This window comes from Massilia eurypsychrophila, from assembly GCF_002760655.1.
In the GTDB taxonomy this organism is placed as follows: domain Bacteria; phylum Pseudomonadota; class Gammaproteobacteria; order Burkholderiales; family Burkholderiaceae_D; genus JAFCUW01.
Window position 1 is genome coordinate 109,437 of sequence record NZ_PDOC01000007.1, and the last position, 12,411, is coordinate 121,847.

At 62.3% G+C, this 12,411-nt stretch carries 11 protein-coding genes; 2 read left to right on the forward strand and 9 right to left on the reverse strand.

All coding sequences use genetic code 11. From position 1 onward, the window contains the following. Window positions 1–43: 43 nt before the first annotated feature. A complete protein-coding gene (locus tag CR105_RS13550; RefSeq protein ID WP_099788991.1) occupies window positions 44–793 on the reverse strand; it encodes a sulfite exporter TauE/SafE family protein in 750 nt (249 codons plus the stop codon). Between the two features lie 129 nt (window positions 794–922). Between CR105_RS13550 and CR105_RS13555 the strand changes: the two genes are divergently transcribed. After that, entirely contained in the window at window positions 923–1,972 is a 1,050-nt protein-coding gene (locus CR105_RS13555) for a UDP-glucose--hexose-1-phosphate uridylyltransferase (protein WP_099788992.1), read from the forward strand. Window positions 1,973–2,170: 198 nt separating this feature from the next. Here CR105_RS13555 and CR105_RS13560 read toward each other — a convergent pair whose 3' ends face one another. The 6 genes from CR105_RS13560 to CR105_RS13585 form a co-directional block, all read right to left on the reverse strand. Beyond that, window positions 2,171–4,336: a peptidase domain-containing ABC transporter gene (locus CR105_RS13560; protein WP_099788993.1), complete on the reverse strand. Its 2,166-nt coding sequence runs from the start codon at window positions 4,334–4,336 to the stop codon at window positions 2,171–2,173. A gap of 63 nt (window positions 4,337–4,399) precedes the next feature. Next, window positions 4,400–4,915 carry a hypothetical protein gene (locus CR105_RS13565; RefSeq protein ID WP_099788994.1) on the reverse strand — a complete coding sequence of 172 codons (516 nt, stop codon included), beginning with the start codon at window positions 4,913–4,915 and terminating at the stop codon, window positions 4,400–4,402. Between the two features lie 13 nt (window positions 4,916–4,928). Next, window positions 4,929–5,450 (reverse strand): hypothetical protein, encoded by a 522-nt coding sequence (locus tag CR105_RS13570; RefSeq protein WP_099788995.1) that lies wholly within the window; start codon window positions 5,448–5,450, stop codon window positions 4,929–4,931. A 69-nt stretch (window positions 5,451–5,519) separates the two neighbouring features. Beyond that, entirely contained in the window at window positions 5,520–5,963 is a 444-nt protein-coding gene (locus CR105_RS13575; RefSeq protein WP_131021728.1) for a hypothetical protein, read from the reverse strand. A gap of 42 nt (window positions 5,964–6,005) precedes the next feature. After that, window positions 6,006–7,124, reverse strand: coding sequence for an HlyD family secretion protein (locus tag CR105_RS13580; protein ID WP_180288186.1), 1,119 nt, complete (start codon window positions 7,122–7,124; stop codon window positions 6,006–6,008). 897 nt (window positions 7,125–8,021) lie between these two features. Then, window positions 8,022–9,194: a glycerophosphodiester phosphodiesterase gene (locus CR105_RS13585; protein WP_099788998.1), complete on the reverse strand. Its 1,173-nt coding sequence runs from the start codon at window positions 9,192–9,194 to the stop codon at window positions 8,022–8,024. Between the two features lie 177 nt (window positions 9,195–9,371). Here CR105_RS13585 and corA point away from each other — a divergent pair, with 177 nt between their 5' ends. Beyond that, window positions 9,372–10,337, forward strand: coding sequence for a magnesium/cobalt transporter CorA (gene corA, locus CR105_RS13590; protein ID WP_099788999.1), 966 nt, complete (start codon window positions 9,372–9,374; stop codon window positions 10,335–10,337). Between the two features lie 550 nt (window positions 10,338–10,887). On the opposite strand, the gene CR105_RS13595 is transcribed toward corA, so the two are convergent. Both CR105_RS13595 and CR105_RS13600 read right to left on the reverse strand, forming a co-directional pair. After that, window positions 10,888–11,715 (reverse strand): choice-of-anchor I domain-containing protein, encoded by an 828-nt coding sequence (locus CR105_RS13595; RefSeq protein WP_180288187.1) that lies wholly within the window; start codon window positions 11,713–11,715, stop codon window positions 10,888–10,890. A 240-nt stretch (window positions 11,716–11,955) separates the two neighbouring features. After that, window positions 11,956–12,405 (reverse strand): DUF2244 domain-containing protein, encoded by a 450-nt coding sequence (locus CR105_RS13600; protein WP_099789000.1) that lies wholly within the window; start codon window positions 12,403–12,405, stop codon window positions 11,956–11,958. Window positions 12,406–12,411 lie beyond the last annotated feature (6 nt).

Sequence of the window (12,411 nt, forward strand, 5' to 3'; positions counted from 1 at the left end):
GTCGGTGGGCGTTCTGCCCGACGTCGGCGCTAAATGCTGCGTCTCAGACGCCGATGCTCTGATAAATGAGCTGCGCGCCGGTGACCAAAAGGCCGCCTTGGGCGATGCGATAGAACCACACCGTATTGATCCGGTCCTGCAGCCATAACCCCATCCAGACGCCGATCGGCACCAGTGGCGCCAGCACCAGCGAAGTGATGAGGTTGGCGGCGGAAAACTGGCCGAGCCAGGCGTACGGCACAAGCTTGACCGCGTTGACGACCATGAAGAACACGCTGATGGTTGCGACGTAACTGGTCTTGTCGAGCCGTTGCGGCAACAGGTACACCATCACCGGCGGGCCGCCGGCATGCGCGAGAAAGCTGGTCAGGCCCGATACGGCGGACCAGAAAGTGCCCTTGAGGGCGGACCTGGTGGCCGGCTGTTGCTGAGCACTGAAGCCGAACCAGGCATTCAAGGGGAAGGCCACCGCAATGCAGCCGATCAGGATGCGGATCGCATTTTCGGACAGGACGCCAAAGGTCAATGTGCCGAGCGCGATACCGAGCAGGGCGCCTGGAATCATGATCTTGAGGTTTTCCTTGTCCCACTTGCCGTAGTAAACCCGCACGCCCACCAGGTCCATGAAACACAACACCGGCAACAGGATCGCCGCGGCGTGCACCGGCGAGATCGTTAGTGCCATCAGCGGCACCCCGATGCCGCCCAGAGCGCTGCCGAATCCACCCTTGGAAATGCCCGTCAACAGAACGGCGGGAATCGCGGCTGCGTAAAAAAGCGGATCGACGATCATGCATGGCCTTCGACGGCGGGTCGCGCCGCCACGCTTGCAGTGTCACTGCGTCTGCATTGTAATGTTCAGGAGAACGGACAGCACCTTGGTGGTAGCATTTACCGGTTCGCGAAACCGGAGACAACTGCCATGTTCAATCCTTCAGATCATCCCCACCGCCGCCGCAACCCGCTCACCGGCGACTGGGTGCTCGTGTCGCCACACCGCGCCAAGCGTCCCTGGCAAGGCCAGCAGGAAGCGGTCGACCACGCGCTCAGGCCGGCGCACGATCCAGCTTGCTATCTGTGCGCCGGCAACACGCGCGTCAACGGCGAACGCAACCCGCAGTATGACGGCACGTATGTGTTCTCGAACGACTTCGCCGCGCTGCTGCCCGACACCCCCGAGGCGGCGCCAGCCAGCGATCCGCTGTTCCAGAGCATGAGCGCGCGCGGCGTCAGCCGCGTTATCTGCTTCTCGCCGGATCACAGCAAGTCGCTGCCGCAACTTGCACTGCCGGCCATCAGGCAGGTGATCGATACCTGGTGCGAACAATCGGCCGAGCTGGGCGCGACCTATCGCTGGGTCCAGGTGTTCGAGAACAAGGGCGCCGTGATGGGATGTTCGAACCCCCATCCGCACGGGCAGATCTGGGCCTCGAGCTTCGTGCCCGACCTGCCTGGCACCGAAGACGTGCAACAGCGCGCTTATTTTGCCGAGTATGGGCGAGCTTTGCTGCTCGACGTGGTAGAGCGCGAGGCGGCGGCGCGGGAACGCGTCGTCGTCGACACCGAATACTGGCTCGCCGTGGTGCCGTACTGGGCCAGCTGGCCATTCGAGACATTGCTGCTGCCGAAATTCCCGGTGCGGCGCCTCGAAGACCTGGACGATGCGCAACGCCTTGATCTGGCGCTCGCGCTCAAGCGCCTCACCACGCGCTACGACAACCTGTTCCAGACCTCGTTCCCGTATTCGATGGGTTGGCACGGCGCCCCTTATTTGTCCGCGGACGCCGTGCCGTGGCAACTGCACGCGCATTTTTTTCCGCCGCTGCTGCGCTCAGCGTCGGTGCGCAAGTTCATGGTCGGGTTCGAGATGCTCGCCGAAAGCCAGCGCGACCTGACGCCGGAACAGGCAGCGGCCCAATTGCGTGCGGTCTCCGCCGACCAGCTTTACCTCGATGCCGACAGTTCTCCGTGAGATCGTCGAATAGCAGATCCGTGGCGGCGCGCGTCGCTGCCGCACAGGGCGCTTGACATTGTGCTGAACCGGGCCCGATTGGGTCCGGCCTGCCGCTTCTTTTCCTTTATGGCTGGTAGACGATGGCTCCCGACACTACCGAGCCGGTGTTGCCCGGACCGGCACGCAGGTTGTCGTAGTCGACCACCTCGGCCCTGGTCACAAGTGCTTGGGTGCAGTGAGCGGCGCCGCATCACTGACCAGCTGTCCACTGCGCAGAGTAACTACCCGCGCGGCACTGGCAATAGTTTCGGGCCGGTGCGCCACGATGATGCGCGTGGTGCCTAGTGCGGCGACGTTGGCGTTGACGGCTTGCTCCAGCGCGACGTCGAGCGCGCTGGTCGCTTCGTCCATGACCAGCACCTTGGGGCGCTTGTACAGCGCGCGGGCCAGCAGCACGCGCTGCTTTTGACCGCCCGACAAGCTGTTGCCCATGTCGCCTACCAGCGTTTCATAGCCCATCGGCATGGCAGTGATGGCGTCATGCACCATCGCCAGTCGGGCGCAGCGGTCGCGCCATTGCGGGTCTGGCTGATGCTGAAAAAAGGTGATGTTCTCGGCCATCGAACCAGAGAGAAGGACGTCGTCCTGCATCACCGCTGCGAGCATGGTTCGGTAAGTGCGCAGCCCCAGTTGGTCGAGCGGCACACCGCCGTAAAAGATGCGGCCTTCAGTAGGGATCAGGGTGCCCAGGATTAGCTTGACCAGAGTGGTCTTCCCGCACCCGGAAGGTCCGGTGACGGCCACCGATTCGCCTGGTTCGATAGTCAGGTTCACATGGCGCAGCACGAACGGCTCGGCGTCGCTGTACCGAAAGCCGACGTCGACTAACTCAATGCGCGCTTCCAGCGCGCCGATGTCGCGCACGGCGGCCGCTTCCGGTTCGGCCGGCGCCAACACGATGTCGGCCAAGCGCTCAGTGTGAAGCGACAGCATCCGGTACTCGATCCAAAGACCGATCAGCGACGAGGCGCGCGCGCCAAACTGGCCGCTGTATGCGGTGAAGGCGAGCAGCATTCCGACCGTGAACGCGCCATCGAGCACCATGCCGATTCCGAGCCAGAGCACCAGCGCGCCAGACACGGCACCGATCAACTGGTTAATGTTGCCAAACCACAGGCCCATGAGTTGCGTGCGCATGCCGCGGTTGATGGAGTCGGTGCGCATGCTCATCCAGCGTGCACGCCTGTCAAGCTCGCACCCGAACAGCTTGATCGGCCCGATGGCCCGGATCGTCTCCAGAAAACACGACTGCTCGCGCGCGTCGAGGACCAGCGCTTCCTGGCTCGCTTCGCGCAGCGGCCGGTACGACACCGCCCGCACCAGCCCGTACAGCGCCACCGTGGCAATGACGATGGTGCCCAGCACGACGTTGTAGGTCATCATCATGGCGCAGGTGGCGAGAGCCATGATGCCGTCCAGCACGCCGCTGATGGCGCTTGTGGTCAGCATGTTCTGGATCTGCCCGACCGAGCCGAACCGCGACAAGACATCACCAAGCTGGCGTTTCTCGAACCAGCTCATCGGCAAGTGCAGCATGTGGTTCAGTACGTTGCCGACCCAGTGCAGGCTCAGGTGTGCGGACAGGCGCGTGATGATCCAGCCGCGCGCTTGCGAGAGCAAGGTCTGAACGCCGATCAGCAGCAGCAAACCGAAAACGAGCGCGTTGAGCATTGCGCGGTCGCCCGAGACGATGACCTCGTCGAACATATGCTGGTTGACGATCGGCATGGCCAAAGCCAGCGCTTCGAGTGCTGCCGCGATGCCGAAGATGATCGCCAGGTTCTTGCGCCAGCCGGTGACTTTGCCGATCAGCGCGCCGAGCGACACATGGCGGCGCTCGTCGACAGACTGGAACTCGGGCATCGGTTCGAGTTCAAGCACGTTACCGGTGAATTCGCGGCTGATTTCATCGCGTGTCAGGTGGCGCACACCCAACGCCGGATCGTGGATGACCGCGCCCTTGTCGTCGGCCTTGTACAGCACGACGAAGTGGTGCATGCCCCAATGCAGGATGCACGGCATTTGCAGTTCAGTCAGGTTGTCCAGGTCGTCAATGTGGACGGGCTGGCTACTGAGCTTGAGGCGGGCGGCGAACTCCATCAGGGTGGTGAAGTTGGCGCCATTAAGCGAAAGAGAAAACCGGCCGCGCAGTGCCGCCAAGTCGGTACGGTGGCCGTGGTAGGAAGCGACCATGGCAAGGCAAGCCAGGCCGCACTCGGCAACCTCGTTCTGGAGTATCAGCGGCAAGCGCCTGGTGCCGCCGAGATGGAGCAAGTCGGTGTAGCTTTCGCGCCAGTCGGCGGCGCTGGAGGTTGATTTCATCGTTGCTTGCTCCCGAGATGGCGCGCCGTAGATCGTGCCGGCACGTAGTGCGAAACGAACCCGTCACGCCTTGCGGTTGCGCTCGTCGGGCAGCAGCATTTCGGCACGCAGCCCGTACAGTACGGCCATTGGCCCATCCAATACCAGTTCATGGCCGTGCACCAGCAGTTCGACGTCCTGTTCGCCCCATTGCAACCACCGGGGATACTTATGACGGTAACGAAAGCTTCCTTGCGGCATCGGCTGCTCGCTCCGCACATAACCTAACTTGAGCAGTCGCGCTTGCAGGTCAGTGACGGCATGGCACGCGTCGTCTTGCGTAGCCATTACTAGTCGGGCCGGCAGAAGAAATTGAGCGCCGCTAAGGAGGATTAAGGGAGCAGCGAGGAGAACCGGCGCCAGCGACGGCGATGGATTGAGGGCATAGACGGCCGCGAGCATGATGCACACTTCTGCCGCCAGCAGGGCGAGTGTTTGCAACTGGGTACGCCGCGACCGGAACGGCCAGAGGTATCGCCACCAGGCGTGTGTGCGCTCAAGTTCCGAAATGCTCATGCCTGGAAGAGTGGTCTGTTGCATGGCAAAGGCGTCCCTATGCCTTGAGGAAGGCGTAGTCGTCGCGCCGCAGCAATTGCGCGCGGAGCAAATGCAGTATGAGGATCGGTGCAGTCAGCACAATCTCATGGTCGCGCACCTCAAGTTTAAGGTTATCCTGCGAGTAACAGATCAGCCAGCGTGGCAGCTTGCCGCGGTAAAGATAGCTGCCGTGCAGAACCGGCTGGTCACTCGCCACAAAGCTGTTTTTGACTAGCAGGGCCTGCAGGTCGGCGAGGTGATGGCGCGCCTCGCTGCGGGTGGACAGCGTTAAACGCGCCGGCAGCCCCGCATAGGCGCTGCAAAGCAGGCCACTGAAGGCCCCGCCGATCATCACTACCAGCATATTCGCCGGCGCGAGCGAATATTTGACCGCACCAATTATCGCGATTCCGAATGCCTGCCAGACGAGCGCCGACCGCAGAGCGCGCCACGTCTGGAATGGCAAAAAATAAAGCCGCCGGGCGTGCGCGTGGTGGACTTGTGAAACGGTAACGCCAATAAACGTAGTTTTGTCCATGTCTAGATTTCCTCAAGAAGGATCACCCGGCGCCATGTCGTTCGCCGCAACGCCGGGTGATTGACAGCATTAAGGGACGGCCCGCCGCACCCGACCGCCATACCTTTGTTCGTTGGCAGCGTATTGAAGTAGCTTGGTGGTGCCGTCGATGGCCAGCGCGCCAGCCGCTCCACCAGCCAAGCCCGCAACTGGGATAGCAATGCCCGTGCCCACACCTGTACTAGCCAATCCGAGACCTACAGCTGCCATGGTGAAACCACCGACAGCGGTGCCTGCCATGCCGATAAGGAAGTTATCAAAGCCGCTGAGAGGGGCATTGCCTGGCAGCCCGATCGTCACAGTGACCATCGGCCCGCCCGCATACCCGATCCCCGCAGAGGCCATTGCCATGTCGCCGCCGGAGAACCCGCCCCCATTGCCGCCGGCGGCCAGCACCATGCCCGGGTCGCCGCCAGCAATGCGCGAACACTGGCCGGTTGTGAGCCGGGTGATACCAGTACGAATTGTCTTCATGCAGAACTCCTTGCTCTCACATCGAAAAAATAGCGGGCGCTATCAGAGTGCCCGCCCCTTCGCGGCGCCGATCAGTGGCTCAAACAGCCATTCAAACAGCCTCCTGCGATCCTGGAGGATGGCGGCGTCCAGCCGCATTCCCGCTTCTACTGGTCTTGTCTTACCGTCCATGTGGACGGTCTGCGCCGCGAGCGTGACCGTCACCCGGTACATCGGGTCGGTACCCGGCGCAACATCGGTGGCCGGGCTGCGGTCCACCTGCGCCACCGTACCGGCTTGAAGGCCGCATTTTTGATAGGGGAAGGCGTCTATCCGCAGCCACACCTGCTGGCCCGGCGCGATCTGAGCCAGCGCCCGCGAAGGCACTAGCAGCACCGCCTCCATCTTGCTGCCCGCAGGCAGGACGGTGGCCAGCGGCGCTCCGGCCGCCACCGACTGTCCCGGCTTGTAGGCGATCGAGGTGCTGGTGCCGATAACGGGGGAGGTGACGCGCATGGTGAGGCGGCCGTCATGTTCGGCGATTTGCTGTTCCAACTCGGCGAGTGCCTGGCGCGATTCATTGCCAGCCAGCTTGAGCTGGCCGGCGTTGGCTGCAGCGTCCTGCCGCAACTGGGCCAAGGCGCGCGTGGCGGCAGACAAATTCATGGTCATGGCGTCGCGCTTGACCAGTTCGGCGTTCAGGTTGTTTTTGATCTGTTCGAGCTGCGCAGCCGCGATGAACCCTTGGCGACGCAGCTTCTCGTAGCGCTGGAGGTTGGCCCTGGCGCTGCGGATCTGGTCGTTCTGGATCGTGATGCTGCCGCTGTGGGTGACAGTGTCTGCTTCGACTATTCGCTGCTGTGTGGCGAGCGCCCCACCGCGTTCGGTAAGCTGCGCAAGATGCAAGTCGAGCCGTTGCCGCAGTTCGCCGCGGCGCGCGGCCAGCGCGGCGGTGATGCGCGCATCGACCGAGCGTTCACCGCTGACCTCAAACATTACCTGACCAGCCTTGACGGCTTCGCCATTACGCACATGCTGGGCGACGATCCGGCCAAGTTGCGGCGCAACCACGCGGATAGCGCCCGCACTCGGTTCGACCGTACCTGTCACATGCACCTTGCGGGTGTATTCGCAGCAGCCGAGGACAAGAGCAAGCGTGGCCAGCGTAACAGCGGCGGACAAGGCGGCCCGCTTGGCTAGCCTAGGGCACGGCAGCACAATAGTGCTGATGTGGCGCTGGCCGCGCGCTCGGAGCACTTCGTGGCGGATCGGTACGGAGTCATCATCGCGTGGAATGGCAATTCTCCCCAAAAAGCGCACATCCACTTTGCAAGATACGCACTCACGTGGCATGACCAAATAGTATGGCTAGCTCGCGCTGTTACGATTAAATTAATATAGAGAATAAAGGTATTCTTTCAGACATCACACCGGTTTCCGCAAGTCTGGTTAATTTGAGCTTCTGATCTGTACAGGTTGCCGCTTTCAAGGCATTCGGTAGCAGCGGGAAAATGATTCCCCTGGCCGTAGAAAACAGGACAGTGGGGCGATACACATTGACCAGTGAGCGACTCGCCAGATTTGATGACCGAAGCTGCGAGAGCCGTTTAAGGGCTGCGAACGCTTAAAGGGGGCAAGCCCGCTAAGCCGACCAACTTGGCTAGCTCGTTTATCGAATTGGGGAAGCTGCAGCCGGGGGCGGCAACGAAGAAGATGGGGGGCGATCAGTTTCGCGTCGGAAGGTGGGCACTGACCGCTTGGCCGTTACGTCTATGCCGAGGAGGCGCTCATATCGTGGCCGGGTCTGGTCGGCCGAGTCCGCGAGGCCGCCGTCGCCGCCGTGCTGAAGGTTCCCGTCGAGGGAGTAGCAGTAGTCGACGATGGTGTCTGTGTCGCGCCGAATCTGCGCGCGCAAATTTGGAACCCTACACGAATCTACTTTTTTCACACAGTCGAAACGTAGCCGCCGATCCGTTGCGGTGCGCCGCGGCGGCAGTCGCAGCACCACCAGGCGCCCTACTCGCGCCGGCCCAGTCGGCCGTGACCGCCCAATGACATGCTGCGCTCGGTCCAGGACCTCTACTTGTAGGCAGCCACGGCGGCGCGGCCCACCGCTGGATCGTCGGTGAAAAAGCCATCGATGCCGGCCTTCAGGTAAGCGTTGATCTCCGCCGCCGCATCGCCGCGTTGCGACAGGGATGCCACGTCAGGCCGGCGCATGCTCACCGGCAGGAACGGATTTTCCGGCCGCAATGTCCAGGTGTGCACTTTCAAGCCGGCTGCCCGGGCATCGGCCACGAAGCTGGTCGCCGCGCCCAGTTCATTGTTGGCGGTGCGCGCAATGATCACTTCCTTGTACGGCGACACCACGTCGGCATACAAGGCGATTTCCCGCAAGCCGGCCGGGGTCACCAGGTCGGCGTACGTGCGCGTGCTGCCCGACGCCACGAAGTCGTAAGGCGCATTGCGCGGCGCGCCGTTTGGCGCCGGCGGATTCTTCGGATTGTCGATCAGCTGCACGATGCGCATGTCGGTCAGGCTGCGCAATTCCTTCAGGTTGGCCACCTCGAACGACTGGAGGAAAACCGCCGCCGCCTTGCCGCGGTAGCCGCTCGCAACGAGCTGGTCGACCAGGCGCTTTTCCAGCGGCAGGCCGATCGACTTGAAGTAAGTGGGGTGCTTCGTCTCCGGATATATCCCGATGACCTTGCCGCGCGCAACGCTTTCCTTCTTCACCAGGTCGATCACTTCCTGCAGGGTCGGCACGTCGAACTGGCCGTCGTAGGCGGCGTTCGCGGGCCGGTTGGCGGGAATGCGTTCCTTCGCCCTCAGCGTCTTGAGTTCGGCCAGCGTGAAGTCTTCGGTAAACCAGCCGGTGACAGGGATGCCGTCGATGTTCTTGGTCGTTTTGCGCGCGGCGAACTGGCTGGCGGTGGACACGTTGGTGGTGCCGGTAATATCGTTCTCGTGGCGCGCGACCAGCACCCCGTCCCTGGTCGCAACCAGGTCGGGCTCGATGATATCGGCGCCGTCTTCGATGGCCTTGAGGTAAGCGGCCAGGGTGTGCTCCGGACGCAGCGCGGACGCACCGCGGTGCGCGGTGACGGCCTGCGACGGCGGCCAGGCCGCGCCCGGGTTTTGCAGGTCGACCGGCTCGCCGCCGCAGGCGCTCAGCAGCACGGAGGCGAGGACGGCCGCAAGGCTGGTGAGCGTGGGATGGGACGAAGACTGGGCGAGTAGGGCGTTATTCATGGTGGCTCCGTTCAGCGATTAGAAAGTTTGCATACGCTGAGAAGCCTAACAAGCGTTCGTTACCGTAGCGTGACGAGCGCGAGGGTTTGCGCGCCGACCCGTGAAAGCACCCGCCATGCCCCCTGCGTGTAAACTGCACGGCTATCATCAGACTTACTTTTTACTGCAAGGATATCAATGCTCATCAATTGCGTCGCCTACCAGGACGGCAAAAAACTATCCGATATCCCGGTCGTGGATATCAGCGAATTCATCATTTTGCCGAACGCCTTTGTGTGGGTTGCGCTTAAAAATGCCGAGCCGGCCGAACTGGCGGAAATGCAGCACGAGTTCGGCTTGCACGAGCTGGCGGTTGAAGATGCGCGCTCAGGACATCAACGTCCCAAGATCGAGGAGTACGGCGAATCGCTGTTCGTCGTCGTCCACTCGGTCGAGCTGACCGGCGGCGAACTGCGTATTGGCGAGGTCGATATTTTTGTCGGCGACACCTATGTCCTGTCGAACCGGAATAACTACGACCAGGGGTTTGCCGATGTCCGTGCGCGCTGCGAACGCGAGACCAAGCACCTGGAACTAGGCCCGGCGTTCGTCCTGTACGCCCTGATGGACGCGATCGTCGACCGGTATTTTCCTGTCGTCGACGCGCTCGAAGCGGAATTGTGGACAATCGAGGAAAAGATATTCTCCTCGCCCGCGCACCGGTCCACGCTTGAACAGCTCTATCAGCTCAAGCGCAAGGTGGTGCTGTTCAAAAACGCGGTGGCGCCGCTGATGGAAACCGTCGGCAAACTCGATGGTGGGCGTGTGCCGCGGGTGGTGGCCAACACGACCGAGTATTTCCGGGACGTCCATGACCACCTGCATCGGATCAACACCGCCATCGATTCGATCCGCGATACGATCAGTACCGCAATCCAGGTGAACCTGTCGATGATCAGCCTGGAGGACAACAACATCAACAAGCGCCTGGCTGCATGGGCAGCCATCTTCGCTGTCGCAACTGGCCTGGTCGGAGTGTGGGGCATGAATTTCGAACATATGCCCGAACTGAAATGGAAGTACGGCTATCTCGTTGCGGTGTCGGTTGTCGTGACCACCTGCGGCTATCTGTACTATCGCTTCAGGAAATCCGGCTGGCTGTGATCGGCTTGTCCGTTGTCGGTTGATCCGGGAACAGCGTCGATTTTCCCTGGTGGAGTTTCGAAGCGCCTCAATTGGCCAAACTGCGCGGTTAATGCCGTGCAGCCTCGCCTGGAGTCTGGACCGTTCGATGCATACTTTGCAAGGTCAAGTTCGCAAGGTTTGGCATCAAGCCATGCGGTCTTCGCTCTTAAATTAATCGAAAGGACATGTATGAATGCGCTCACCGTCAGTAAATCAGGCACTGCCTGGATACAACACATGCATGCCCACCGCAAGTCACCGGCTGCCAGCTGGAGCTCCAGTCCCAATGCCGCCTACTACGCGTCGCTCGATGAGAATGGTCCGAGCTCGACGTTGCCGCCAGGCCTGCCCAGCTCGTTAGTCGAATTGATGAAGTTGCGGCAAAGCGCCGCGGATGAGAACAATGGGCTGCTTGAAGAGCTGATCAGCAAGGAAATGGCGAGCGTCGCCTCCGGTCGTGGCATAGCGCCGACTGGCAACGTCATCAATGTAAAGGCGTCACCGCAGTGGCCATTGTGGCCTGACCAATCTACAATATGGTCAGGCCAAATAATACCAAGTCGGGCAGGTACATGCCTTTCAACGGCTGCGGACCAATCTTGATCGCCGGCGTGCCGGTGTTGGTATTGACGCCGCCGTCTTCGTCGCTGGGGTCAGGTCCGAAGTGGACCACGTTGTGGTTCTTGATGCCGAGCGGCTTGAGGGAGCTGACCTTGGCGGCGGCGATATCGACGACGGCGATCGCATTGTTTTCCTGCAGTGTGACATACGCCGTTTTGCCGTCGTCGCTAACGGCGATGTATTCCGGCTCGAGATCCTGGGCGGCGTTGGCGCCGGGACTGGCAATGCGAATGCCGGCAGTGCGCAGCGCTGCTTCCTGGCCGATGAACTGTTTGAAGTCGGCGGTGGCGACAGGCGGCGTGGCGCCGCGATTGACCGTGATGACGCTGACCGAGCCTTCCGGGTCGACCGAATCGGTCAGGCCGTAGCGGTTCGGCTCGCCTTCGTTGGCCACCAGCAGGGTTTTGCCGTCGGCGGTGAAGGTCACCATGTCGGGCAGGGCGCCGACGGTGGCGGTATTGAGCAGCTTCAGGTCGGCCGCGTTGTAGAAGGCGACCGCGCCGGCTGACGTTTTCACCTTCGCTTCGACCGCCAGGGCGACCAGGCCGTCATGCACTGCGACGCTGTTGATGCCGCCGCCAAACGCGGACACGTTGATGGTGCCGATCAGCTTCGGCGTGGCAGGATTGGCCAGGTCCAGCACGTCGACCGTGCCGTTGGCGCCGTTGACGACGAAAAGGGCGCTTGCTGCCAGCGTCGTAAGCGGAAATTTCAGCGGCGCCCAGCACGGCGCCATCGTAGGCGCCAATTTTTTTCAGCGCCAGCGATACCGGCGTGGGCGCGGCGGGAGCATCCTCGCCGCCGCACGCCGTCAGCACGCAGGCCGTGAGTACGAAGGACAGCAAATGGCATGGGCTGCGAGTGAACATGATGACCGTATCTTGATTGAAACGTCCAGTATGGTCGCCGTGCAAGACCGGCATATGACACGGCGCGCACCGCAGCTGGCGGCACGCCGGGGTCGACCGCTGCGCCGTCAGGCAAGGTAGGAGCTGCCGCGCAGTTCCTGCTTCAGTTCCGTGGCGACCTGCTGGCGCAGTTTTTCCGACACGAAGGCGCCGATCTCGACTCTCACGCCGCGCGACTCGAGGTGGATCAGCTGGCGGCGCCGCGTCGGCACGGCGATCCTGGTCCAGCACGGATCGAGGTGGATGCGCTGCACCTGGCCGGCCTGCACCCGTTCGACCAGCAGGCAGCCGTCGCCGAGGGCGATATACTCATGATCGGTGGCGTGGCGGGCATAGTGCAGCAGGGCGAACCCCACGCCCGCTGTCTCGAGCACGGCGAAGACAAGCATGAACCACAGCCCGTACAGCGCGAACACCAGGCTCACGCCGAGCACGCCGGCACACAGCGAGCCGTACGCGAGCGCCGACTGGCGCGGCGACATGGAACAGTTGCGCTTCAGGTGCCATTCGCGCTTCATGGCTCG